The sequence below is a fragment of the Oryzibacillus soli genome (genome assembly GCF_051594765.1).
Lineage (GTDB): Bacteria > Bacillota > Bacilli > Paenibacillales > NBRC-103111 > Paenibacillus_AR.
In genome coordinates this window covers 55,635-80,215 of record NZ_JBPPGJ010000012.1, presented here as the reverse complement: position 1 = coordinate 80,215, position 24,581 = coordinate 55,635, and the positions used below count along the sequence as shown (strand labels likewise).

Here is a 24,581-nt window from a genome sequence, read left to right as displayed (position 1 = left end):
TGGTATGAATAAGTCAGAGCAAATTGCAGAACAAATTTTGAACGCCCTGATTAATGTCCGGACCTGGGGATTCATTATCTTCAACGTCATCGCGTATAACGCTTATGGTAATGGAATCAAAGATGATACCACCGCGATCCAGTCGGCTATCGATGCTGCAAGCGAAAATGGTGGGGGCATTGTTTGGTTTCCAGGAGGGCGGACGTATAAACTCACTCGGGCCTTAAGTGTGCCTTCAAACGTAACGCTCTATGGCGATTCTTCGGCCATTCTTAAGTGGGCAAACGGCGTAGCTGCACCATCGAAGGGGGCTATCCAGCTCATCGGCACCAATTCCCGAGTCATCGGTCTAACTTTAGATTTGAACGGCAAGACCACACTGAACGGGATTGCGGTGCTGAATAAAGGATTCGTTATCGATAAAGTCACCATCCGCAACGGGTATGATTACGGGATATGGGTGTTTGAAGATATCGTAGCACCCGCCACCGTTCCGGCTGGTAATGACGTGGCCGGAGAGGGCTTTATTACGAACTGCGACGTGTCGGCACGGGACTGTTATGAGATCTACTCCGGCCGGAAAGTAGTAATTTCGAACTGTATCGCCCGCGGAGATGCATCGCGGACTAGTAGCCCTTCTCAAACGGGTTTCCTTGTTTGGGGGCGCGGCCGAAACGTAGCTCTGCAGGGCTGTATTGCACTGGGTTCCTACCTATCCGGTGCCTTTCAATTCGTTGGCAAAGAGCAGTCCGAGGCAACTCCGCGCATGATTAATGGAAACATCACCATGACCAACTGCCAAGCGATCATTAACGGACCTGGGAGCGGAATGCTGGTTGTAGATTGCAGTTATGTGAACGCCAATTCACTGTATATCGAACAAACCGGGACAGGTCATGGTATAAAATTATCGCAGTCGGACCCTATAGCCGGATCAACCAAATCCATTACCATTCAAGGTACCGTCAACACGAACTCCGGCACGCCAGTATATGTCGAGAGCGTCGCGGATGTAGAGTTGAGCCTTACGATGCAAACCGTTTCAGCTGCTCAACTGGCCTATATTGGAGGAGCCGGAAAACGAGTGAAATTTCGGGGGGGCACTTTTAACCTATCCTCAACTCTAGGGGCGGATAATTTCTTTGCCTTTACTAATAACGCATTTGGATCAATCACTTTTGATGGGGTAACCTTCAAAGGATCCGCAACCGGGTACAATCTGCGAAATGCTCCGTTCTTCGGCGAGTACGTAAAGATTGTTAATTGCATCTTTGATGGAGTACGGGTCAACGTCATGAAGCCCGGATCGTATGTGCAGGTCGCAAACTGCCACTTCATGGACCTGGACAATGTGATCCCTGCAGGCGGCAACTTCTGGATCAACTGCTACGAGGCAGACAAATACTCCATCATCGGGAACGTGGCGCAGATTACGCCAACCATTGCCAACTTTGTTCTGTTCGACAGCGGAACTAATAGAGTGGTTGCCAACAACCTCTTTATATAATTGGGGGTGAGTGACATTGAAGGCATATTGGAAGCAAAATCGGCAGCGTCCCCCGGTACTCTTAGGGCAATTTCGAGGTGAAAATCGATTCGATCCCCTATCTATCATGGACTCCTTTGCCAGCTCCACGAAGAACCTGACCTCTTCCCGATTCCCGGCCGTCTGTACGCGGCCGGGTTATTCCGTTCTTGGGACGTATGGGACCCGCGTTCTGGGGATGGGGGTTTGGAAGGATCAGCAGATGCACGTGGTCTTCAACGACGGTACATGGCGACGTCTGAATGGCGACGGGACGTGGACCACGCTGGTCAGCGGGCTATCCACGACGGCGGAATGGTCGTTCACGAACTTCCAGGGCAACCTGGCCGATATCAATCTGATCGGATCCAATGGTGTGGACCGCATCAAACGGTACGACGGGGCATCTGTAGTTGATCTCGCTGATTCCCCAGTCGGCGGTAACTACATCACGTCCTATCAGAACCGGCTCTGGTGCATCGTGGGGACGGAGCTGCGGGCCTCCACGCTGGACAACCCGACCGAATGGAGCGTCTTCGCCACGCCGACAACGAATCAAACCAAGGGATACGGCAAGGATCTGGAATCGCCAACAGGCGAGAAGGCGAACGCCCTGATCGGGGGCCTATCCAAGCTTACGATCGGATTCCCGTCTTCCATCGTGGAGTTGTTCGGGAATCTCCCCTCGGACTTCATGACGAAGCCGGCCTCCTATGACGTGGGCGTGATGAACAACAAAGCGGCACTGACCATCGAAGGCATCATGCATTTCTACAATCGCAAGGGTCTCTACCAGTACGCCGGCGGGACAGATCCGGCTAGCGATTTTTCGGAGGTCATTCAATACCATTCGGACGTCGCCAACACCGCAGCAAGGGCGCTCTCCTGCGTCGGATCGGACGGGAAGATGTTCTATGCTTCCATCCCTTCAGCTGGTGCTGCAGCGCCGGATACGATCCTGGCATATGATCTTCGTCGAGAAGTATCTGCTTGGTACGTGTGGAAGGACATTAAGGCGGCCTGCTTCGTAAGGATGGGGAACAGCTTCTACATCGGCGACGCACAGGGACGGGTGCTAAAGATGGGGGGAATCACGGACAACGGAATCCCGATCTCTTGGCACTGGATCTCGAAGGCGTTCTCCGCTTCGTCGCTGTCTCAGGTGCTGCTCTGGCTGTCGCTGTGGGTGACGGTGGACCTTCCGGTCGGCAGCACGATGAACGTCTTCCTGAGCAAGTCTGTGAGCGGAGACGCGGATTGGGAACCGGCCGGCAGCGTAACGGGGACCGGGTTGATGAACCAACCCATTTATATTCCGCCGGACAAGGCAGCCAATGCGAAGTACATCCGGCTAAAGCTGGAAGGAACCGGTCCAATGGCGATTCACGAGATTGCCCGGGAAGAAGAGGAAATGCCAATCTATTGACGGAGGTGGATGGATCGTGGGATTGTGGCAGTCACCGAAAATACCGCCCTTACGCGGGAATGAAACCCTGGAGGAGCTGCGCGAGGCGTATAACCGTATGGCAAATACCAATGCCATGGTATACAAGGATCTAGACTATCTGCTCAATGGGTTTCTTGATACGTTGAACATCCGGGAGCTGACGGCTGACAAGATCATCACGGGGACGCTGCTAGCTAACCTGGTAACGATCAAGTCGGCTCTGGCAGCAGGCGCAGAGCTTACCTTGGATGGGCATGGTATAAAGCTCACCTACCCCTCTGGAATGACGATTACGCTACGGGAGACGGGATTCATCGCTGCGTATCCTTCTGGCGTCACGGTGAAGATCAACGAGGGCGGTTTCGCCATCATGAAGGGCGGTCAAGTGGTCTTCACGGTGGACAATGAAGGGAACGGGGACTATAAGGGCGATGTATCGGTAGGAGCGAGTATTAATGTCGACAATGATGTTTATATTGGGGATACCTTATACATCAACCCGATTAGTTTTGGTGCCGGAATAAGATGGGTAGCAGCTGGTGGAAATATTGATATTTACATTGATCCTGCTGGCAAGGCATTGAACCTAACTGCTCCTAATGGCGTTAAACTTAACGGGGTTAACGTCGTATCTTCTATAAGTTCCTTGGAGGCAAGGGTTGCGGCACTCGAGGCTAGGCCTATCTACGTACCACCACCGGCTACTTAACAAAATCATCCATTCCATAGTAAAATGGTGGAAACCACTTACAAGGGCGGATGATCAAATGAAGAAGTATGTGATCGGTTTCCTGGCGGGATGTGCCTTTATGACCATGGCTACAGCGTTCGCTGATGATGTGCAGTCTATTATCGGAAAAACGGTAGAAATGACATACCCGGTAAGCGTGAATGGGGAATCACTAAACGTACCGGCAGCTGTAATTGGAGATAGCGCGTATCTCCCAGTCAGGGCGGTAAGCGAAGCCATCGGCCTTAACGTTGGATTCGATGAAAAGACGGGGATTGCATTAACCGAAAAGGAGGCAAAACCAGTGGATGTTACACCCACTCCAAGTGCTACCGCAACACCTAAAATAACACCTGTTCCAACTCAAACCCCTACACCAACGGCGAGCGGGTCTCAAACTACTTATAAAGGGCACCGGGCTTATGTGATAGACGGAGAGACGTATTATAGTTACCAAGATTACTGGGCGGCTAATGGCAGAACAAATGGATATAAATTAATCGATGGTGTTATAACCATAAAGAAAAAAGACGGAACGGAATATAAGATAAGTGAAAATGATCGAAGTGCTGTTCAAATTATTGACGGCCAGACCTACTTTAACATCAAATACTACCCGGAATAATTCAACGAGTCCTCCACCTGGGGGGCTCTTTTTCATTCCCAGAAAGGAGCGGATCAAATGGCAACATCACCGAAAATCGGCGTCCGCAGCTTCCTGAATCAGGCCGGCTACAAGGACGATGAGATCCAATGGGACCCAAGTACGCAGAACGTAACCGCACGGGGGCAATATTTCGGGCAATACACCCCCGAATCTGATCAGCATACCTATGACACCAGGGAAAACCTTGTCGCCAACCTGAAGAGCATGAATCAGTCCAACCGACAGCAGCAGCTCCAGCCGCTCGTGGATCAGCTGGTGAAAGGGGCCACTTCTGCTCAGCCGGCTCCATTCACTTACAATCCACAGACGGATCCTCTGTACCAGTCCGCCATGCAGCAGGCCATGCAGACGGGGCAGCAGGCCGCAGCGAACCAGACGGCGGCGCTCCGTGCTGGCGGACAAGGGAAGTCTTCATGGTCCGATGGAGTGGCCCAACAGACCGCACAGAGCGCTGTGCAGGATGTGAATGCCCGGTTGTTACCGCAGTTGACCCAGCAGGCATACGGCCAGTATATGGATCAGTACCAGATGGGCCAGGACCGGCTTCGGAATCTGAACTCTCTGGTCAGCTTCATGACCGGGTTGGATCAGCAGGACTTCCAGAACGAGCGATCCCTGAACCAGGAACGAATGCAGAACAAGAATGCAAACTGGAACGCCTGGCTGGATTCTGTTGGCCTGACCGGGAACCTTGGGACAGGCCCGAAAGACGAATGGCACCTGCTTGGGGGCACGGACGGGCCTATGTCGCTTACCGGACAGCAATTCCAGTACAACAAGGATCAGGGGGCCTTGGCTCAGGCATGGAAGGCTGTTCAGGAACTTGGGTATGTACCAGAAGGCCTGGCTCAATTGATTGGGTTGCCTGCAGGGACACAGACTTATGCCGCTAAGCAGGATGCCATTCAGAATGGGATGGAGCAACAAAGGATTAACCAGTCCGGAAAAACGATCAGTGCAACTCAGACTCGATATGACCGCGAGGATGCAACAAGGGGATTTGAGAGTCAGGTTATGGGAGAGCTTGCCCAACTTGATAACGAGGCAGACGTCAAGGGATGGCTGCGGGCGAATCAGCAGGCAATTACAAGCGAGCTTGGGGCGGACGGATTCAAGTCCATTTCGGATATGGCCCTCTCCGGGTTCCAGACTCAGGCAAAAGCAGACACAGCTCTATCGAAGGACCGCTATAGCGTTCGGGCAAAAGCAATTGAGCTTGCCAAGACAGATCCGTATTGGGCTGACGAAGGAAAGCGAGCTGAACTTATTGCCGGGTACGAAGGCATGTTGATGGCGCAGTAAAGGAGGGTAAATATGCCACTCATCAGCGCGAAGGAATATATGAACAACAAAGGCGGCGGATCCGGAAACGGAACGCCGTCTTCTTCTACATCTGGCCTTGTTTCAGCATCCGAATACAAAAAGCGGAAACAAGGTGTCAAGCAGAATGTGGATGTTCTAGACCAGGAACAATCCGATATGAAGCAGATGGCCCAAGCACAGCGCGCCATGGACGCACGGAGGGCCAAGGATGAAGTGCCATCCATGCCAGGGATTAGAGATACCGCACTGTATCAGCGGGCTCAAAGGAACGCAGAGGATAATCCGCCTGTAGCTGGGCCCCCTTCCCATGTGAAAATCACGGATTTAAGTTTAGCTGAGCTTGCGAAAAGAGGGTTCAGTCCTCTCACAGGTCTATTGGATGGCATGAAGTCTTTTGGGGATGCCGCTACAGACGCTATGAGTTTCGGGATAACCAATAAGCTCTTACGTAGTAGTGATGAAGTAGCTGAACAAAAAGACTCGATGGCAGGTAAGGCTGGTCATCTATTTGGTGAATTTGCCCCCATCGGCGGAGCATACAAGATTGCAAACTGGGCAACAAAGCCACTATTGAAAAACGCACCGAAAATCGTTAAGACATTGGTGCGCGGATCCACCGCCGGCGAGTTGTACGGAACTGCAAAAGAGCTTGCTGACGTTGCTATTGATACTCGAGATAACGGCAGCGAATCTTTAGAGGAACGCGCGAAAAACATCGGTATGGATGCTGCAATGTTTGCAGGCGGAGACGCGGCGCTGGGACTGCTTGGAGCTGCTGCAAAAAAGGTCGCCAAACCGATCATGGAGCGGGTTGCACTTCGCAATGAAATCCAGCAGTTCATCGACAATTTACCTCAAGCAAAAGGCCAACCAAGAGATATTCCTGACATGGATTACTCCGGAATGTCGCTGACAAACTCGGGGACTCCGGGCAGACCGATGCCTCGGCCGGCTGGAACTTTCCAAGAAAAACAAGTAGCGGAAGCAGCAGCGGGTGCTGCTCGAAAAAGGGAGTCGTATCAATCTGAATTTGAGAACGCCGTAGAAGAGCAATACGGTTACTTGAAGCAGTCCATGAAAGAGCGCGGAGGTGTGGATCAGGGCGGGGTCATTCGTGATGCGTCCGGGGAAGTGGTGGATCGCTTTGGACGCACCTCCAACAACCCTCGTTGGTACCGTGACTTCTACTCGGAAAACGGGCGGAAGCCGACGGATACAGAACTTCGGGAGCTGGCCCGTAAGCATGTTCTCGAGGGCTTCAATGACGATGCCGGACGAATCCCGCCGTGGAAGCCGAAGGAGCTGCAGGAGATCGATTCGGAGCTCAGTTCCATCGATGAAGCCTTGCCAACTGTGAATGATGTTACCCGTTCAGAATTGGAGACGGCTGCAGGAACCTTAAGGGGGGAGAAGGAGCGGCTTCGCAGTCTTGTTCCTGAAGGTGTGCAGGCGATACAGATTAAAGGCACGCAGAACTACGCCGGAAACCAAATCCCTTTCCGGCAGGCAGCGGCCACGCAGACCGATAGGACCATTTCCCGGAACCAGGTTATCAAGAACATGCGGAAGAACCTCGGAGTGGTTATTGATACGGGCCGTTTGACCACTAGAAGCAAAGGGGTGTTGGGTCAGTACAAAGTAACTCCGGAGGTTGTCCGCTCCCGTATGGCCGAAGACATCCAGGTTATTTCCCACGAGATTGGTCATCATCTCGACAAAAAGTTCGATCTTCAAGACGTGCGCTTTGGTACGGAGTTAGTTCGGATGCTGAATGTTAACCGGACTATTAATATTCAAGGTTACAAACCTAGCCAACTACATGCGGAAGGTGTGGCGGAGTATATCCGGCTGTTCCTTACGGATCCGGCAGAGGCGCGCCGTCTGGCTCCACAGTTTAGCCAGTACTTGGAGAATACGCTGGACCAGAAGACGATGAATGGTTTGCTTTCCACACAGCGAGACATCGATACATGGATCACCCAAGGAGACTATGAGCAGGCCAAGGGTTTGATCGACTTCACAAGCGGGTCCAAGAAAGAACCGTTCAGTAAGAGTAAGGTGTACACGCGTTTCGTAGATGATCTGCACCCGCTGAAGCTAGCGGAGATGGCGCTGCGCGGTGCAATGCAGGTTGGTAGCAAGTCCATTTATAAGATGGCCAGGCTGAGCCGCGGTATCGGTGAGCGCGCCAAACTGGCGGTCACGCGTGGGATATACGATGCGCAAGGCAACAAGATCGGCAAGGGTCTCCGGGAGATCGTGGAGCCCCTGGAGAAGATGGGGATCAAGGAAGAGGATTTCGCCACCTATCTGGCAGTAAAACATGCTGTTGATCTGAAGCGGCTTGGCAAGAATGTCCCATTCACAGATGGCCATATCAGGGCTGTTCTTGCACGACTGGACACGCCGGAAGTGCAGGCGGTTCAACGGGAGATCGTTCAGTTCAACAACCACCTGTTAGACATTCTGGTCGATGCCCAGATCCTCGATCCAATGTCTGTGACGGTCATGCGCCGGAAGTACCCAAACTATGTGCCGTTCATGCGGTACTTCGACGATGACGCGGAGCTGGGATTCAAGAATGGCGGCTTCGGGGCCGCCAAGGCGTTCGCCAACATCACGAACCCAGTGAAGCGCATGACGGAGGAGGGTTCGTTCCGGACCATCATCAATCCCATGGAGAGCATCGTGAAGAACACGTTCCTCGTCATGAATGCTGCGGCCAAGAATAAGGTCGGTTTGCAGCTGGCGGAGCTGTCCAAGATCAATGGTGCCGGTGCGTGGGTAGAGCATGTCGGGAAGGGTGGCTCTTCCGGTAAGGAGCATGTCGTCAGCGTCTTTCAGAACGGCGTGAAGCAGGCGTACAAGATCCGTGAGCCGGAGTTGTATAATGCGATGCTCTCCTTGGACCACGAATCAGCGAATGCCATGATTAAGTTTCTCGGTGGTGCTGCCGGCATGCTTCGGGCGGGCGCGACTCTGACGCCGGAGTTCACGATCCGCAACGCGTTCCGCGATGTGGTAGGCGCCACGATCAACAGCACGAAATACGGGTTCAATCCGTTGGACTTCTTCAAGGGCTTATACCACGTCATCGGAAAGACGGAGACCTTTGACCAATTCATCTCCACAGGCGGTGCCATGAGCACCATGCAGGCGCTGGACCGGGAGGCCAATCGAGAGGCCTTGGAGTTCGTGTTCAAGATGAGCATGAAGGATAAGGCGATGAACATTGTCACGAGCCCGAAGGAGCTGGCTAAGCTGCTGGTCGGATACACTCCGGCCAAGACGGTCGTCCGTGGACTCCGTAAGGCGGCAGAAGTATCGGAGCTATCGACGAAGGTTGGCTCCTTCAACAAGGCCTTGAAGAAGACAGGAGATCTGGAGGAGGCAGCCTATACGGCGCGGGATCTTATGGATTTCAACCGGGCAGGAAGCTCCGTACGTCAAGCGAATCGGGCCATAGCGTTCCTGAATGCATCCATCCAGGGTACGGATAAGATGGTACGGGCCTTTAATGAGAACAGGGCGGGATTCCTGGTCCGTGCCTTCACCACGCTGGTATTGCCCTCCATCGGTCTGTATGCCTGGGCGCATAACCTGCCGCAGGAGAAGAAGAAGATCTACGACAACATTCCGCAATGGCAGAAGGATGCCTTCTTCATCATCCCGGGGCCGGGTGACGAGTTCTTCCGGATACCGAAGCCTTTCGAGGCTGGGATGCTTTTTGCTACGGGAACCGAGCGAGCTATGCGGTGGATGATGGACAATGACAAGGAAGCCTTCGACCGTTATGGGTGGGCGACGGCGGAGGCGCTGATTCCGCCGGTGCTCTTCACCGCCATGACGCCGCTATTGGAGGGAATAACGAACCATTCTTTCTTCCGTGACGCTCCCATCGTTCCACAGGGAGAGCAGGGGCTGGAGAAGAAGGACCAGCACGGTATTTATACCAGCGAGATCGCCAAGCTGATCGGGGAGGGCCTGTCCCATACACCGTTCCGAGATTCGAAGTTCGCAAGCCCCCGGATCATCGACAACACGATACGCGGCTACACGGCCGGTCTAGGTCAATATGCTGTATCCGGCGCGGACCCGCTGATCGATATGGCGAAGGGCTCAAACGATCCGGAGAAGCCGGCCACGAAATGGAGCGAGGACCCGTTCTTCCGTTCCTTCTTCGTGAACACGGCCGGCGGAGGCCAGGTACGTGAGGAGTTCTACAACAAGTGGGAGGAAGTGAGCAGTGCAAAGGCGTCGGCAGATCGCGATAGCAAGCCGTTCAACGATCCAAATTACATTCGCTTGAAGAACGCCAAGGCTGCTATTGATAAGCTGAATAAGCAGTATAAATTCATAAGGGACAGCAAAGATATGAAATCTGACGAGAAGCGTAGGAAGATGGACGAGTTGGATGGTATTATGAATAAAATAGCCGGACAAGCACTCGGAAAGTAGGTGCAGCCGTTGAGCCAACGAACGGGCATGATGCTGATCGTCATCGTCATTGTATTTCTTAACCTGCTGCTATTAGGCGGCGGGCACAGCGGACGAGGTGGAGACTATTACGAAGAACAGACATATGAGCAGTACGGAGAATGAGCTTCCCTTAGCGGGAGGCTCTTTTTCTATTCCACGAAAGTGTGGTGCCTATGATCCAGATGGTGTTCTTGTACTGCAAGGCGGACCTGCTCCCCATCGAGGAGAGCCCGATCTTCCGAGAGGTCATTCTGGAGGCCGGGCCGGAGGTGGCCCAGGAGTTGGTCTACGAGGTGGTTGATCCTCCGGATGAGTCTCTGGGATACGCTGATTGATTCGGTCGGCCATTTTCTGAAAAACGGGTTTTCGTGGGCGTCCCTAGGGGGCGTCCTTTTGTTATTCCTGCGGAACCGCCGGCTGAAGCAGATCATCAACCGGCACCTGCCGCAGCGGCTTCGGGATCATTCCGAGGACAAGCTCGACATGGTTCTGCTGGACCTGAAGGCGATCAAGAAGCATATGGGGGTGGAGGAGGGGTGGACTGCCAGTACATCCAGTCTTACAAGCGGGCGTTCGGCGTCCGCCGGCGGCGATGGCTCTACGTGTTCCTGGGCGGCAAGATTGCCTGCCCGCTCTGCAAGACCATTCATGAACTACATTTTGAGGAGGATGAAGAGTATGCAAAAATTCCTGAAGAAGCTGGCAAGTCGGAAGTTCTGGGCGCTGGTGGCGTCCCTGGTGACGGCTAATATGATTCTGTTCGGCTACGCTGAGGCGGATATCGTGAAGGTTACAGCAGTCATTACACAATTCGGCGCAGTGGTAGCCTACATTCTGGCCGAGGCATCCGTGGATAAAGAAGCCCAGAAGCAGAACGTCTACATCATGCCGGGATCCGCTCCGGAGCCAACGGAACCAGCCGCAACCCTGGCCGCAGCCGAAGACGAGAAGAGCTTTAGATAAGGAGGGAAGAACATGCCGGAGATCATCTGGAAGGGCAACGAGCACACGAACAAGGAAAGCCGATACGGCGTGGTCCCGATCTGCATCGTGGACCACATCTCTACGAGCACCATGTACAGCATGGACTCCTGGTTCACGGATCCAAAGAACGACGGCTCCTCCGCACACTTCGGGGTAGGGAAGGACGGCATGATCCATCAATACGTGAAGATCGAGGATAACGCCTGGGCGCAGGGGCTTCCGGTGGCCAAGATCCCACTGTCACCGGCACCCATCGTCCGGGACATGAACTGCAACCCGAACCTGTACTGCGTCTCCATCGAGCACGAGGGTACCGACGGGGAGCTGACGGAGGAGCAATTCAAGGCCACGGTCTGGCTGCACCGCTACATCATGCAGTACATCAATGACAAGTGGAACCCGGGCATGGACCTTGGCTCCTACAACGTGCTAGGCCATTACCAGGTGGATCCGTGGCGCCGTCCGAATTGCCCGGGGCCGAAGTTCCCTTGGGACCGCCTGCGGGCGGAGCTGGCCGTCGCGGAGAAGCAGACACTGGAAGAACTGGAGCTCCGGCTGTGGCCGGCGGAGACAGGATGGGCCGATAGGCTGGAGCGAATCCAGGCAGTAAACAACGAGCTGAACTGGTACATGGAGGAAGTCGCCCAGGGTGAAGGTGTCGGGTACGCCAACGGCTGCATGGATCGATATATGGCGCTCTACGAGTTCATGAACAATCAAGGATTTCTGCCTAAGAAATAATCGAAGCCGGGGGCATAGCGCCTCCGGCTTTTCTTGTCTGTTCGCCTTTTGTTCGCATATAATAAGAGCGAGGTGAACGGTATGGAACGGCTGACCGACATCGAGCGGAAAATGCTCAATATCCTGCGGAACTACAACACGATGAATTACAAGATGCCTACTATGTTTCTGCTTCGGGCCAAGACCGGCCGGAACGATGCTGGCGTGGAGAAGCTGCTCATCGCGCTGGCGAAGAAAGGATACATCGACTGGGCCCCGGGTACGCCGCTCTCCAAGATCGGCATCATACGGGGATTTGAGCCAAAATGGGATAACTGGTGGTCCAAGTACAAATAAACATTCACGTGTCCGACACAGACGCAATTCCCAACAGATAGTAATATGATCTTGTGCCGGAAGCACCGGACACCCAAAGAGCCTTCGAGGAAGCACCTCAGAAGGCTCTTTTCGTTTTATCCACGGATTTCCTCCACGCTGTGGACAACCCGCAGCACACGCCCCTGTACATCGAATCCTTCCCCAACCAGCCCGACGTCCTGTGGACAAACCACGACGAAATGTGGCTTGATGAATTCCCCGCCCTGTTTCCGCCACCGCTGCCAGCCGGCCGCACGGTAATGCCCCTCGTTAAAATACAGGTTCGCCACCCGCCACTTCTGCGCCCACTGCTTCCGGCTCAGGCGGCTCAGCTGCACCTCCATCAGGTAGATCGTCCTGTCGTAGACAAAGAGCGCGTCCGGGGCGTACAGCATTGCCTTGCCGAGGCGTTCGAATGGCTCCCGCGGCTCCACCTGAAAGGACCGCAGTTTGTCCGTTTCACGTAGGATCACGTAAGCTTCGGCAATAGCCAGGTAGTGCTGCAGCTTACTCGAATTGAGCGAGATCGACTTCCGCTGTATCCCCATCTCCGCCTTCCCCCGGAGAGTCGGCCGCCATACCCGAGACATGTCCCCAAGGCGCTGGCTTTCGATAAGTTTTTCGTGCTGGAGCTCCTGCAATGCTTCCGAGCAGCGTTTGGCCGGGCTGCCGTGGTCCCGGAACAAAGGGAGCAGATGCCGGTTCGCCAGCACCGGCAGCGTGCGGAACATCGTGTATATCGCCTGCCGTGTGTCCGATTTCATGCGGTATCAGCTCCTCCAGCAGCTTCTCCCATGCGCTGTCGTTGTCATCCTGGTCCGAATCCGGTAGCAGGTACGGCACCTGTATCGTCTGGACCCGGTCCGTCTTGTAGATGGCCCGACCCTTCACCGTGAGCTCTTCAGCCCCGCCTTGGTCCAGTACCACGAAGCTGTTCACCTGCTGTGGGACGTGGAAGCAGAGCCGGCCACCGCAATTGATCTTCACCTGGCTGTTGATCACGTCGGAGTGGGGGTACTGGGTGCAGTAGATCAGATTGAAGCCGATCTCCCGGCCGACGCAGGCCAGGGCGGCCATGTAGTTGTCGATCTGCAGGGCCACCTTCCGGAGGTCCTTATCCCGGATCAGGGCCGGGGCTAACTGTGCCGCCTCGTCGATGATGATGATCCGCTTACGGTACCAGCGGAAGGCCCGCCGGCTGCCGAACTGCCGGACCTCCTCCGCCCGTTCCCGCATAGTGTCGTAAGCATCCTTCAAAACAGAGTAGGCCGAATACAGGTCATAGGCGATACGGGTGATGTGCGGCACGCTGCCGAACGGCAAAAACGAGACGCCGCCCTTCATGTCGATGATGTGGATCTCCAGTTCCTCCGGTCGATGGTTGCGGCATAGCTGGTAGACCATGGCCCGGATGGCCTCCGTCTTGCCCCAGCCGGTCTCCGCAGCGATCAGCAAGTGCGGGTTCTTCCAGGTGTGGTAGACGGGCTCCCGAAGGCGGTTGAAGCCGAGCAACAGCTTTCCCGGCGGGCAGAGGTCCGATGTGAAAGGGATCAGCTCCGGTAGCTCCTCGGTGATCACCCGGACCTCTACGACACCGCCCTTGTCAGTGAGCTCCACCGGGCCGCCGCAGATGGCGGACAGCTGCCGGACCACCCGGCGGACGTTCAGGATTGAGTATCCGGCCGGGATGCGCCAGGCCGACTCATAGACGGTTGGGTGGGAGCGTTCCGCCAGATAGATGAAACGCAGCCCCTTCTCTCGGTCCCCGGCCTTTAGCAAGGCCCCCAACACTTCCCCGATGCGTTCCCGATACCCGTTCATGATATGCCCCAGAGCAGAAGCAGCGCCGCCGCCAGAAGGAAGCACAGCGCCGCCTCGAGAGGGTACTTCCTCCAGAGTGTTCGACGGTCCGCCGGCATGTGGCCTTCGTACCAGTCCTTATTCCAATCGTACTTCACGCTTACCACCTCTTTTTTCTGTCGTTGCCTTGTGGCGCCGGCTTGCCTCGTCCCGCCCTACTCCCGCGGGGAGAACGAGCCCGGATTCTAATCCTCCGCCGGAATCCGGCCCGGGATCCGCCCGCCGACCATCCGCCGGAACTGCCGGGAGCCCTTCGGTACCACCCGGAACCGTCCGGGTCGATCATTCAGGATCTTATACCCGATCCAGCTACCCAGCATCCAGTACCGGTACGCGGGACAGGCGATGTACACGACCACGGCAGAGACGGCCAGCACAGTCTTCGCGTTCATAGGATCAGCTCCTTCAGTAGGTGAATAAGGTCATCGGCGGTTGTCTGGGTCATGATGTCCGCCGGATCCAACCGGATACCCTTCTCGGCCAACTTCTGCAGAAGGCGCTTGATTAGCCAGAGCTTCACAGAAGGTCACCTGCCTGCTCCAGGAAGATCCGCTTGATCTCGCCGGCATGTTCCAGCCAGTGGAGCTCCTGGGCCTTCTCGATGCACTGCCGGATCAGGCCGGACTGGTCTAGGTGCGGGAATTTGAAGCTCCCAGCCTCCAGGTGCTGCTTCAGCAGGTCCAGACTCTCCTTGTCATCGGCGATCCGGATCAGGTCCAGCAGTTGCGCCTCGGATAGCCCGCGCAGGCGCTTATGGGCGATCAGCATCTTGATGATCCAACTCATCCCGGCCACCACTCTTCCAAGGTGGCGACGGCGATCTCCGCAGCGATGCCGGCCACGGCCACCGTCCAGGCTAACAGGTTCTTCAGCATGACGAATGCCTCCTCGTCAGAAGAATACATGGAACACGGCGGCAATTTCCCGGGTGCCCTCGTAGAAGTACTTCAGGGTCATAATGCCAGATGCGATATAGAGGGTGATGGACCAATACGTCGCCAGCGTCTTCTTGCCCATCTCTGTGATGATGGACTCTCCCAGGTGCCCGATGACGGCCATGCCGGCTACGGCCAGCAGCTCGCGGGGTACGGTGATCATAGACATGCGCCTCCTTAATTCCGGATGGACTTCTGAATGAAGATGGTGGGGCGGGGAACGGGGCGGCTGTGGACCTCGGTGACCTTGTGCGACGTGATGCCTAACACGATCCTCGCACCGGTGCGGACGATCTCCGCCTTGCTGCCGTCGGACAGCTTCTCCAGAGCCTCGATCAGGTCCGCGTCTAACACCTCCCGGAGCGGAGCCCCAAGATACTTGCGCTTCTTCGCCACGGCGTTGCACCTCCTGTTTGTTGGGTTGGTAGATGCTTATGCAGCACGGCGCGTCCAACTTTACGACTATTCGCATTGTGGCTCGTATCTTTTTTCATAGAGTTGTCCACACTGTGGATAGAGAGGTGAGAGGGATGCTAGGTAAGAAGCGGAGTCCTTACGGGGAATTCATCGATAAGCATTTGGGTTATGGGGGGCAGGAACTGGTCCGTGACAAAACAAAACTGAGCCGCGATGTCATCCGGAAGGCATGCAGCGATCCGGAGGCGATTTTACGGCCCAGCACAAAGGTATCTCTTATATCTGCGGCCCGGGAGCTGACCGGCAAGCAGGTGGGGAAGGCGGACTTCGGGTGGTAGTATATATAGAAAGAAAAAAGCTCCAGGGCTGTCGCCTTGGGGCTTTTCGTGTGTAGTATATCCTATAAGGATTCCCGTACCACAACAACCCCATGCTGGAGTATGCGGCCCAACGGGTGTGCCGGATGGAGGGACGGGTGGTGCTGCTATCCGCAACTCCGCCTGCCGCCCTGCAAAAGGAATTGCGGCAGGGACATCTACCGTATGTGAGAGTACCGGTCCGCTACCATGGCCATCCGTTACCGGTCCCGATGAGAATCCCCTCACCTCCCATCGAGCAATGGGTGAGGAGAGGCCGCGTTCCGCATAAGCTCCGCAAGAGCCTCCAGCTATCGCTGGACCGGGGAGCGCAGCTATTCGTATTCGTCCCTAAGATTGCCTTGGTGGAGCCGCTGGTTCGGCTGCTCAGCCGCCTTTATCCGGATAAGCTGGTGAAGGGAACCTCCTCCAAGGATGAGGAACGCGGGGATAAGGTGTCGTCCTTCCGAGAGAAGACCGTGGATCTATTAGTAACGACCACTATTCTGGAGCGCGGGGTGACGGTACCCAAGACGGATGTGTTCATCCTGGGAGCCGACTCCCGACTGTTCGACGAAGCCTCACTGGTCCAGATGTCCGGCCGGGCGGGACGCAGCAAGGATGATCCTAACGGCCATGTATACTTCGTATCACAGGAATGGACAAGGGCCCAGGCCTCCGCCGTCCGCCAGATCCGGACCATGAACCGGATCGCCTCCGATCAGGGCTATCTGCAACGAAGGGAGAGGAAAACATGGAATCACCCATTCTTTTTCTGGAGAATCTAGGTCTGCTGATGGGGAAGGGAGTCCGGGCATTCCTAAGCCCTTCTCATCCGCTGTGTGTGTCCTGTAAAGCGCAGCCTCGATTCGATGGCGTCAATCCGCTGGGATTGTGCAGGGAGTGCTTCAATACGATTCCTTGGATTCGGTCGATCCGTTGTCCGGTGTGCGGGCGGTATGAAGATTGCCCCGATTGTGTGCGCAGGCAGCGGCCCCCGCTTCTAATGAACCGGAGTGCGGTGGAGTACGATGATCGGATGAAGAATCTGCTGGCGCTGTACAAATATCGGGGGGACGAGCGTCTTAGCAGGCTGTTGGGGAGGATGCTCGTCCATGCGTACCGGGCATTTCCTGCGGGAGTCCGCTTCGATCTCTTGACCTATGTGCCGCTCAGCAAGGACCGCTTGAAGGAGCGGGGCTTCAACCAGGCGGAAGAAACGGCTCGTGTCTTGGCCGGGCTGGTAAGGCTCCCCGTCGTGCCGCTGCTGATGCGGACGAGAATCACGGAGAAAATGAGTTTTCAGAGCCGGCAGGAGCGGTTAGCCAGTCTCCAGGGGGCATTTGCCATGTCGGCGGAGCGGGGGGCCAAGCTCCGGAAGCATTTTGGGGGCAGGCCCCTGTCCATTGCCATCGTAGATGACGTATACACGACAGGAAGCACCTTGAACCACTGCGCATCTGCTGTCCATGAAGTGATGCCGGAGGCCAAGGTCTACGGATTGTGCTGGGCACGGTGACGAATGTCGAAAATTGGCATAACTATGGCTAAAGTGTGAGGAAGAGGCCTATACAAGGGATGCGGACATAAGGTAAACTAGGCCTATAGAATGCTTTTGCAGAAAGGTGGGTCCCGTAATGACTCTGAATGTGGGCAACTGCAGCCGTTGCGGCAAATTATATGCGAAGAATAACATCCATGATGTTTGCCCCGCATGTGTGAAGGAAATCGACAAGATGTACGAGAATGTGGCCAAGTATCTGCGCGAAAACCGGGGAAGCACCATCCAGCAGGTGAGCGAGGACACGGAGGTGCCGGTCAAGCAGATCGTGCGCTTTATCCGGGAGGGCCGGATTTCCATCATGAATATGCCGAACCTGAACTACCCGTGCGAGTCCTGCGGGGAACCGATCCGCGAAGGCCACATCTGCGAGAACTGCCGCAAGAAGCTCTCCAAGGATTATCAGAATCTGACGGAGGATGAGAAGCGGAGACAGCAGCAGAAGCAGCAGGAAAATCACGTCAGCTACAACATCAAGGACCGTCTCCAAAAAGATCGGTTCTAATCGGGCTAAACAATTGAAGGGATTCTGCCGATAATAGGTGTATACTATTATCGGCTTTTTATTTGAACGGAAGCTATGAGGTGATCGGATTATGAAAATTAACGATTCGTCGCGTGTCGGAAGGGTTAATCCTTATAGAAAATCGGCGGAAGCCCAAGCCGCATCCTCCGATGTGAAGAAGTCCAGGAAGGATGAGGTCCAGATCTCCACGGAAGCGAAGGAGATGCTGAGCAGCCTTCAAGGCAACAAGAAGCTGGACGAGCTGAAGCAATCCGTGTCGACGGGCACTTATCATGTGGACGCCCAGAAGATTGCGGAGAAGCTCTGGCCGTACATGAAGTAATCCTCGGAAAGGATGGGAAGCATGGCCATTCAAGAGCTATTGGAGATTATGGAGCAACTGGATGATGCGCATAAGCAGCTCTTGGAGCTGGCGGAGCGGAAGCGCCGTGTTCTCATTCAGAACGAAGTGGATGAACTGAACCGGATCGTGAACCAGGAGGGCAAGCTGTCCCGGCAGATCGCCGAGTGGGAGAGCAAGCGCCTGGAGGCTATCGGGAACTACCTGATTAAGAGAGGCTTCCGGCCGGATCCCCGGGTGACGGTAACGGATCTGATCAAGATGATGTTCAAGGCGGAGGAGAAGCAAGCGCTCCAGCAAGCCCAGAAGAGCCTCCTGGATACCTTGCTCCGGCTGAAGGACATGCATGCCTTGAACCAACAATTGATTGAGCAGTCGCTCGCCTATATCAATCATTCATACGACGTCTTGCTGGGTCCGCCCGAGGATGAGGTAGTTTACCACAACCCGTCCCAACAACAGGGAGCACAGAAGCGGCCCGGTATGTTTGATACGAGAGCATAGGTAAGACCAGGTACAGAGGGGAGTTAACGGGATGAGATCGACTTTCGGCGGGTTGGAGATATCGAAACGCAGCTTATTCGCTCAGCAGGCCGCACTGTCTACAACCGGCCATAATATAGCTAACGCCAATACGAGGGGCTACACCCGGCAGGTGGTGAACCTGGTCGCGTCGCGGCCCATCGAGGTTCCCGGGCTGATGAGAAGCAATGTTCCGGGCCAGATGGGACAGGGCGTTGAATTTGACTATATCAAGCGGATCCGGGAAGGGTTCCTGGATCATCAATATTACAATGAGAACAAGAACCTGGGCGCATGGACCCAGCGCAAGGATACGCTGGAGAAGCTGGAGGCAATCTTCAACGAGCCCAGCGATACCGGGGTTCGGCAAGTCATCGAAGGGTTCTGGAATGCTTGGCAGGTGCTGAGCAAGGAGCCGGAAAACCTGACCGCGCGCGCCGCTCTCAAGGAGAACGCGCTGGCCATGACGGATGCCTTCAACCACACGAGCAAGCAGCTGAATGACCTCGGCACGGATCTGACCGAGAATATGAACGTGAAGGTGACCGAGATCAATTCCTATACGGAGCAGATCGCGCGGCTCAACAATGAGATCTTCCGGGTGGAGGGCTTGGGCAACGATGCCAACGACCTGAGAGACCAGCGGGACCTGATCATCGACGATCTGTCCAAGATCATCAATATCACCGTTCATGAGAGCTCTAGCGGCTACGAGGTCAGTATGGGCAACATGGGCCTGGTCAATGGCATCCGGGTAACCGGGACCGTTACCGCCGACAGCCTGAAGGACCTGCGCACCTCCGGCGACTTGAACAGCGGCGAGCTGTACGGAATGCTGGTGTCCCGCGACGATTACCTGGAGAGCTATAAATTCCAGCTGAACGCCATGGTCAAGTCCCTTGTTGATGGCGAAGTAACGGTTACTCTGCCGAAGGGAACCGTAATCCCCAAGGGCACCGTCTTGGACAACCAGACCTATAACGGCTCCATTGAAGATCGCACCGTCACCGATGAGAAGGGCCTGACCGTCAAGGTTAAGGGCATCAACGGGCTGCATCAGCTGGGCTATACCTTGGACAACCCGGCACAATCGGGAATCCCGTTCTTCACGCTTGCCGAGGGCGCCACGGAGTTCAATGCAGCTTCGATTCGCGTGAATCCGGACATCGTGAACAAAGTAGCCAACATTGCCGCCTCATCCCGGGTTGAACTCGGTACGGATGGCAAGGAGCATGTCATCAAAGGCAATAACGCGATTGCACTGGCTTTGGCCGGTTATCGAGACAAGAAATTTGACTTCGACCCGGCTTCCAACGGTACGCCGCTTCTGACCTATGGTACCTTCGACGAGTTCTTCCGGGCTGTTGTGGGGCAGCTGGGCGTGCAGGCCCAAGAGGCCACCCGCCAATCCACCAACCAGCAGGTCTTGGTCGATCAAGTGGAAGCCCGCCGGCAATCCGTGAGCGGAGTGTCCTTGGACGAAGAGATGGCGAATATGATCAAATACCAGCACGCCTACAATGCCGCGGCGCGGGCGATGACCACGTTCGACGAGATGCTGGACAAGATCATCAACAGCATGGGTGTAGTAGGCAGATAAATTCGAAGACGCACGGAGGTGATTTGGCGCTATGATGGGACGTATTACCCAGAATATGTTGAATACGCAGATGCTGCGTAACTTGGGTTCCAACCTGACTCGGATGAGCACCATGCAGGAGCAGCTTTCCACGAACCGCAGGATTAACCGTCCGTCGGACGATCCCGTAGGATTGAGCTTCGCCATGAGATACCGGAGCGAGCTGTCGGCCAATGAGCAGCATCAGGAGAACGTAGATTCCGCCACCTCGTGGCTGGAGTTTACGGATACGATGCTGGACCAAGCCGGCAAGGTCTTCAACCGGATCCGCGAGCTATCTGTACAAGGGGCCAACGGGTCGAACTCGAAAGACGCCATGAATGCGATCAAGAGCGAGATCGATCAGCTGTACAGCCAGCTGGTTACAATCGGCAATACGGATTTTAACGGGAAACGGATCTTCAACGGGCAGAAGACCGATGTGAAGCCATATGAAGAAGCGACGGCAGAAGAAGCGGAAACGGATGATGCTCCGATCAAGTTCGATATCGGGTTCGGGACAACGCTGGCCGTGAATATTACGGGAAGTAAGGTGTTCGGCGAGAAGGATGCGACAGATAATGCTTTTGCCCTTCTGAAGGAGCTGTCTACTAACCTCGACGCGAACGATCATACGGCCATCTCCAACATGCTGGGCCGGCTGGACAGCCGGATTGGCACGTTCCTTGAGGTCCGCGCCGATATTGGGGCCAAGCTGAACCGGATCGAGCTGGCTCAAGACCGGCTGAAGGACAGTGAGATGAATCTGACCACCCTTCAGACGAAGGTGGAGGACGCGGACGTGGCGGAAGTGATCACGAACCTGAAGACGAGCGAAAATGTCTATCAATCTTCGTTGTCGGTTGGAGCCAATCTGATCAAACCGAGCCTGATTGATTTCTTAAGGTAATCCGCCTATGGGAATCCAGGTGCCAATGATCCAACTTCGAACCACTCCGGCCCAGATCGGGATTGACATCCAGCGGGGGCAGTTTGAGATCCGGCAGCCGCCGGGTGAGCTGTCCATCCAGACCACGCCTATGGAAGCGGATATCCAATATGAAGACGGGACACTAGAGATCGATCAGAGCCGGGCCTGGGATGCATTGGCCATAGGCAGTGTGTCTCGCTTGAACGACCGAATCTACTCGCAAGCGAAGGACATTGCGCTTCGAGGCATTGCCCGTATCGTCGAGAACGGGAACCGGTTGGCTAACATCACCAATAAGGGGAATCCGATCGCGGAGATCGCAAGGGAGCAGGCATTTGCCCCATTGGAAATGGTCTATCCCGCCGAGGCATCCATGGATAACGTGGACATCCATTACACGGCGAATGAGCCGTATATCCGGATCCATGCCGGAACCGTGTCCACCCAGTATCAGGCACACGCTCCGGAGATTCATTATACTCCTGCCAAGGTGAGCTACTATTTGCAGCAGAAGAACAGCCTTGAAGTCATCCCGCCTCAAATTGATTACAAAATCTAAACGGGTATAATAGCTGTAGATGAAGAATCTATGGCTATTTGTCGTGAATCGAACCAGGAGTGTGATGAGCAGTGAAGCTCCAAACGGCCCAATTGGGCGAAATCGAGTATCAGGAAGACCAGGTGATTGTTTTCGATCAAGGTATCCCGGGGTTTGAGGATCAGAAGGAGTATATTCTGCTTGGTCCGGAAGAGCTGGCGCCCTTCTCCATCCTACAGTCGGTTCAAGATGGAAACCTGTCCTTCATCGTTACCGATCCGTTCCTGTTCTACAAGAACTATGAGATTGAGCTCTCCGAGCCGGTGCAAGAGCAATTGGAGTTCTCCGAGGAAAAAGACGTGGCGATCTGGTCGATCATCACCTTGACCGGCTCGTTGGAGGATGCGACGATCAATCTGCAGGCTCCATTAGTCATTCATTCTGCCAAGCGAGTCGGGAAACAAATCATTTTGCACGATAGTCCCTACAAAACCCGGCACCGTCTCTTTTCGAACGAACGATAATGTCTAAGGTGGTGAACCTTCATGCTGGTCCTTTCTCGTAAGAAGGGCGAGTCCATAATGATAGGACAAAATATAGAACTGGTGATTCTGGGTATAGACGGTGACCAGGTCAAAATAGGGATTCATGCACCTAAAGAAGTACAGGTGTTCCGAGCTGAAATCTACGAGGCCATCCAGCAATCCAATCAGGAAGCGGCGAAGAGCCCTCTGAATTTAAGCGCGTTGAGTGGAATTCAACGAAAAATGAAGGAAAACGGGGAATAATGATAGATACGGCCCGAATGGACGAGGTAACCTTCGTCTATTCGGGCTTTTTGGCGTTTTTTGCGGTTTAATATAGGGTGATAGAAGGACGATATAGTTAATAGACGCTAATCGAATAGGGCGGCCGACCTACGAATAGCTAAACCACATGGATGTGGGAATCTTACTTAACTTCAGGGAGGAAGAAAGAACATGAGAATCAATCATAACATCGGTGCGTTGAACACCCATCGTCAGTTGGCTACCAACACGGCGAACCAATCCAAATCCATTGAGAAGCTGTCTTCCGGTCTCCGCATTAACCGTGCGGGCGACGACGCTGCAGGTCTTGCGATCTCCGAGAAAATGCGCGGTCAAATCCGCGGCTTGGATCAAGCGGCTCGTAACTCCCAAGATGCTATCTCTTTGATTCAAACCGCTGAAGGCGCGTTGAATGAAACTCATTCCATCCTGCAGCGTATGCGTGAGCTGGCTGTTCAATCCTCTAACGATACGAATACAGAAGACGACCGTAAGGAAATCCAGAAGGAAGTTAACCAACTGACTTCTGAGATCAACCGGATCGGTAACACCACGGAGTTTAACTCCAAGAAGCTGCTCGACGGTTCCCGCTCGATCACCATGACACCGGTTGCTGCTACTACCATCACCGTTGCGAAGTCTGCTACTTACAACCCGACACATGCGAAGGGTGTTACCTTCACCGGTACTGGCACGGCTCCGACTCTTACTTCCGCTGATGGTTCCAACACCGTAGCGTTCACCGGCTCCGCCGGCGCGTTCGACTGGAACAGCTTGAAGAACACCGTCTCCAACAAACTGACCATTACCAAGGTCGGCACTGAGATGACGGTAGACTTCTCCGGCGAAGATTCCGCGGGCGATAAGCTCTTGATCAATGCCGACAAACTGGTATTTGATACATCTGCTAACAAGTTTACTTATAACAACAACGGCATTCAGTTCGAAGTATCCAAAGCGGACTTCGACGCAATGGCCAACAACGACAAGATTGATATCGAACTCGGCACTGGCGGTGCAGCACTGACTGACGCCACCGGTACTGTAGGAACCAAGAACGACTGGACAACCAACACCAGTGCAGGCGTTAACGCGGCTGTAACGGCTTCCGGTATCCAGGTAGACAATACCTCCGCGAAGTACTTGGCTGACGTATCCCAAATCACCATTACAGGTGCAGGCCTTGGTGCAGCAGCTGGTACCATCCAAGTCGACCTGAAGAACGCAGGTGGAACCACTCTTATCTCCGAGAAGTTCACCTTCTCTGCTTCCCAAGCGAACCAAACCTTCACCTATGACAACAACGGCGTGAAGTTTGGTATCGACATCAAGGACGCAACAGCATTCGCCTTGACCCAGAAGTTCGCTACAGAGTCCAAGACCGTAACTCCTGCTTCGACAACTGTTGCTTCTGACAAGTCCCTGTTGTTCCAAATCGGTGCGAACCAGAACCAATCCATGTCCCTGGACATCAACGACATGCGTTCCGGCGCCCTGGGCATTACCGGTACAGGTGCTGGCTTCTCTGGCTCCAACAATGTAACAGACGGCACCAACAACGCTGCAGTTGAGAAGGCACTGGATGTAACCACTTCCGCTACTGCTGCTGCTGCCGCCATTACGAAGATCGACGCTGCAATCGCGAAGGTCTCCAGCGAGCGTTCCAAGCTGGGTGCGAACCAGAACCGTCTGGAGCATACCATCAACAACCTGAGCACTTCCTCCGAGAACCTGACTGCCGCTGAATCCCGTATTCGCGACGTAGACATGGCGAAGGAAATGATGGAGCAGACCAAAGCTTCCATCTTGGCTCAAGCTTCCCAAGCGATGCTGGCACAAGCCAACCAACAGCCGCAAGGCGTACTGCAATTGCTGCGTTAATCCTTACCCGCTTATTAGAGACCTTAGCTTGCCT

Annotated in this window: 31 protein-coding genes; 23 read left to right on the top strand and 8 right to left on the bottom strand. The window is 54.7% G+C overall.

All coding sequences use genetic code 11. From position 1 onward, the window contains the following. The first annotated feature begins 4 nt into the window (after positions 1 to 4). The 11 genes from ACSEXW_RS17260 to ACSEXW_RS17210 all read left to right on the top strand — a co-directional run bounded on the left by ACSEXW_RS17260 (position 5) and on the right by ACSEXW_RS17210 (position 12,232). Complete coding sequence (locus tag ACSEXW_RS17260) at positions 5 to 1,507, top strand: glycosyl hydrolase family 28-related protein (protein WP_438447412.1); 1,503 nt, start codon at positions 5 to 7, stop codon at positions 1,505 to 1,507. 241 nt (positions 1,508 to 1,748) lie between these two features. After that, on the top strand, positions 1,749 to 2,951 hold the full coding sequence (locus tag ACSEXW_RS17255) for a hypothetical protein (RefSeq protein WP_438447411.1): 1,203 nt from the start codon (positions 1,749 to 1,751) through the stop codon (positions 2,949 to 2,951). Positions 2,952 to 2,967: 16 nt separating this feature from the next. Beyond that, positions 2,968 to 3,681 carry a hypothetical protein gene (locus tag ACSEXW_RS17250; protein ID WP_438447410.1) on the top strand — a complete coding sequence of 238 codons (714 nt, stop codon included), beginning with the start codon at positions 2,968 to 2,970 and terminating at the stop codon, positions 3,679 to 3,681. Positions 3,682 to 3,739: 58 nt separating this feature from the next. Beyond that, positions 3,740 to 4,327 (top strand): stalk domain-containing protein, encoded by a 588-nt coding sequence (locus ACSEXW_RS17245; protein ID WP_438447409.1) that lies wholly within the window; start codon positions 3,740 to 3,742, stop codon positions 4,325 to 4,327. A 57-nt stretch (positions 4,328 to 4,384) separates the two neighbouring features. Further along, the gene (locus tag ACSEXW_RS17240; RefSeq protein WP_438447408.1) at positions 4,385 to 5,671 is read left to right on the top strand and encodes a hypothetical protein; all 1,287 of its coding nucleotides are present in this window, start codon (positions 4,385 to 4,387) and stop codon (positions 5,669 to 5,671) included. Between the two features lie 12 nt (positions 5,672 to 5,683). Beyond that, positions 5,684 to 10,150 (top strand): LPD38 domain-containing protein, encoded by a 4,467-nt coding sequence (locus ACSEXW_RS17235; protein WP_438447407.1) that lies wholly within the window; start codon positions 5,684 to 5,686, stop codon positions 10,148 to 10,150. A 9-nt stretch (positions 10,151 to 10,159) separates the two neighbouring features. Then, entirely contained in the window at positions 10,160 to 10,294 is a 135-nt protein-coding gene (locus tag ACSEXW_RS17230) for a hypothetical protein (protein ID WP_438447406.1), read from the top strand. A 50-nt stretch (positions 10,295 to 10,344) separates the two neighbouring features. Then, positions 10,345 to 10,506 carry a hypothetical protein gene (locus ACSEXW_RS17225; protein WP_438447405.1) on the top strand — a complete coding sequence of 54 codons (162 nt, stop codon included), beginning with the start codon at positions 10,345 to 10,347 and terminating at the stop codon, positions 10,504 to 10,506. Between the two features lie 58 nt (positions 10,507 to 10,564). Continuing rightward, positions 10,565 to 11,134, top strand: a complete 570-nt coding sequence (locus ACSEXW_RS17220) for a hypothetical protein (protein ID WP_438447404.1) — start codon at positions 10,565 to 10,567, stop codon at positions 11,132 to 11,134. Positions 11,135 to 11,146: 12 nt separating this feature from the next. Further along, positions 11,147 to 11,896, top strand: a complete 750-nt coding sequence (locus ACSEXW_RS17215) for an N-acetylmuramoyl-L-alanine amidase (protein ID WP_438447403.1) — start codon at positions 11,147 to 11,149, stop codon at positions 11,894 to 11,896. Positions 11,897 to 11,977: 81 nt separating this feature from the next. Continuing rightward, positions 11,978 to 12,232 (top strand): LexA family protein, encoded by a 255-nt coding sequence (locus ACSEXW_RS17210; RefSeq protein ID WP_438447402.1) that lies wholly within the window; start codon positions 11,978 to 11,980, stop codon positions 12,230 to 12,232. Positions 12,233 to 12,348: 116 nt separating this feature from the next. Here the strand turns inward: ACSEXW_RS17210 and ACSEXW_RS17205 are convergent, their stop codons facing one another. From ACSEXW_RS17205 to ACSEXW_RS17170, 8 genes are all read right to left on the bottom strand, one after another. After that, positions 12,349 to 12,726: a hypothetical protein gene (locus ACSEXW_RS17205; RefSeq protein ID WP_438447401.1), complete on the bottom strand. Its 378-nt coding sequence runs from the start codon at positions 12,724 to 12,726 to the stop codon at positions 12,349 to 12,351. A gap of 34 nt (positions 12,727 to 12,760) precedes the next feature. Beyond that, on the bottom strand, positions 12,761 to 14,074 hold the full coding sequence (locus tag ACSEXW_RS17200) for an FtsK/SpoIIIE domain-containing protein (RefSeq protein ID WP_438447400.1): 1,314 nt from the start codon (positions 14,072 to 14,074) through the stop codon (positions 12,761 to 12,763). Then, positions 14,071 to 14,211: a hypothetical protein gene (locus ACSEXW_RS17195; RefSeq protein WP_438447399.1), complete on the bottom strand. Its 141-nt coding sequence runs from the start codon at positions 14,209 to 14,211 to the stop codon at positions 14,071 to 14,073. Before ACSEXW_RS17195 ends, ACSEXW_RS17200 begins: the two co-directional genes overlap by 4 nt. 87 nt (positions 14,212 to 14,298) lie before the next feature. Next, positions 14,299 to 14,505: a hypothetical protein gene (locus tag ACSEXW_RS17190; protein WP_438447398.1), complete on the bottom strand. Its 207-nt coding sequence runs from the start codon at positions 14,503 to 14,505 to the stop codon at positions 14,299 to 14,301. Further along, positions 14,502 to 14,633 (bottom strand): hypothetical protein, encoded by a 132-nt coding sequence (locus ACSEXW_RS17185; protein WP_438447397.1) that lies wholly within the window; start codon positions 14,631 to 14,633, stop codon positions 14,502 to 14,504. The genes ACSEXW_RS17190 and ACSEXW_RS17185 overlap by 4 nt, the downstream gene beginning before the upstream one ends. Next, positions 14,630 to 14,899 (bottom strand): hypothetical protein, encoded by a 270-nt coding sequence (locus tag ACSEXW_RS17180; RefSeq protein WP_438447396.1) that lies wholly within the window; start codon positions 14,897 to 14,899, stop codon positions 14,630 to 14,632. Before ACSEXW_RS17180 ends, ACSEXW_RS17185 begins: the two co-directional genes overlap by 4 nt. A 105-nt stretch (positions 14,900 to 15,004) precedes the next feature. Next, the gene (locus tag ACSEXW_RS17175) at positions 15,005 to 15,211 is read right to left on the bottom strand and encodes a hypothetical protein (protein ID WP_438447395.1); all 207 of its coding nucleotides are present in this window, start codon (positions 15,209 to 15,211) and stop codon (positions 15,005 to 15,007) included. A 14-nt stretch (positions 15,212 to 15,225) separates the two neighbouring features. Then, a complete protein-coding gene (locus ACSEXW_RS17170) occupies positions 15,226 to 15,444 on the bottom strand; it encodes a hypothetical protein (RefSeq protein WP_438447394.1) in 219 nt (72 codons plus the stop codon). 134 nt (positions 15,445 to 15,578) lie between these two features. Between ACSEXW_RS17170 and ACSEXW_RS17165 the strand changes: the two genes are divergently transcribed. From ACSEXW_RS17165 to ACSEXW_RS17110, 12 genes are all read left to right on the top strand, one after another. After that, positions 15,579 to 15,803: a hypothetical protein gene (locus tag ACSEXW_RS17165; RefSeq protein WP_438447393.1), complete on the top strand. Its 225-nt coding sequence runs from the start codon at positions 15,579 to 15,581 to the stop codon at positions 15,801 to 15,803. Between the two features lie 140 nt (positions 15,804 to 15,943). Continuing rightward, positions 15,944 to 16,609 (top strand): helicase-related protein, encoded by a 666-nt coding sequence (locus tag ACSEXW_RS17160; protein WP_438447392.1) that lies wholly within the window; start codon positions 15,944 to 15,946, stop codon positions 16,607 to 16,609. Next, a complete protein-coding gene (locus ACSEXW_RS17155; RefSeq protein ID WP_438447391.1) occupies positions 16,576 to 17,340 on the top strand; it encodes a ComFC family protein in 765 nt (254 codons plus the stop codon). The genes ACSEXW_RS17160 and ACSEXW_RS17155 overlap by 34 nt, the downstream gene beginning before the upstream one ends. A 118-nt stretch (positions 17,341 to 17,458) precedes the next feature. After that, positions 17,459 to 17,887: a TIGR03826 family flagellar region protein gene (locus ACSEXW_RS17150; protein ID WP_438447390.1), complete on the top strand. Its 429-nt coding sequence runs from the start codon at positions 17,459 to 17,461 to the stop codon at positions 17,885 to 17,887. 91 nt (positions 17,888 to 17,978) lie between these two features. Continuing rightward, entirely contained in the window at positions 17,979 to 18,230 is a 252-nt protein-coding gene (flgM, locus tag ACSEXW_RS17145) for a flagellar biosynthesis anti-sigma factor FlgM (protein ID WP_438447389.1), read from the top strand. 21 nt (positions 18,231 to 18,251) lie between these two features. Then, a complete protein-coding gene (locus tag ACSEXW_RS17140; RefSeq protein WP_438447388.1) occupies positions 18,252 to 18,752 on the top strand; it encodes a flagellar protein FlgN in 501 nt (166 codons plus the stop codon). A 31-nt stretch (positions 18,753 to 18,783) separates the two neighbouring features. Further along, entirely contained in the window at positions 18,784 to 20,370 is a 1,587-nt protein-coding gene (flgK, locus tag ACSEXW_RS17135) for a flagellar hook-associated protein FlgK (RefSeq protein ID WP_438447387.1), read from the top strand. Between the two features lie 31 nt (positions 20,371 to 20,401). Continuing rightward, entirely contained in the window at positions 20,402 to 21,298 is an 897-nt protein-coding gene (gene flgL, locus ACSEXW_RS17130) for a flagellar hook-associated protein FlgL (RefSeq protein ID WP_438447386.1), read from the top strand. 25 nt (positions 21,299 to 21,323) lie between these two features. Continuing rightward, a complete protein-coding gene (locus ACSEXW_RS17125) occupies positions 21,324 to 21,878 on the top strand; it encodes a DUF6470 family protein (RefSeq protein ID WP_438447385.1) in 555 nt (184 codons plus the stop codon). A 71-nt stretch (positions 21,879 to 21,949) separates the two neighbouring features. Continuing rightward, positions 21,950 to 22,381, top strand: coding sequence for a flagellar assembly protein FliW (gene fliW, locus ACSEXW_RS17120; RefSeq protein WP_438447384.1), 432 nt, complete (start codon positions 21,950 to 21,952; stop codon positions 22,379 to 22,381). A gap of 21 nt (positions 22,382 to 22,402) precedes the next feature. Then, positions 22,403 to 22,645, top strand: coding sequence for a carbon storage regulator CsrA (gene csrA / locus ACSEXW_RS17115; RefSeq protein ID WP_438447383.1), 243 nt, complete (start codon positions 22,403 to 22,405; stop codon positions 22,643 to 22,645). A gap of 192 nt (positions 22,646 to 22,837) precedes the next feature. Continuing rightward, complete coding sequence (locus ACSEXW_RS17110) at positions 22,838 to 24,547, top strand: flagellin N-terminal helical domain-containing protein (RefSeq protein ID WP_438447382.1); 1,710 nt, start codon at positions 22,838 to 22,840, stop codon at positions 24,545 to 24,547. Positions 24,548 to 24,581 lie beyond the last annotated feature (34 nt).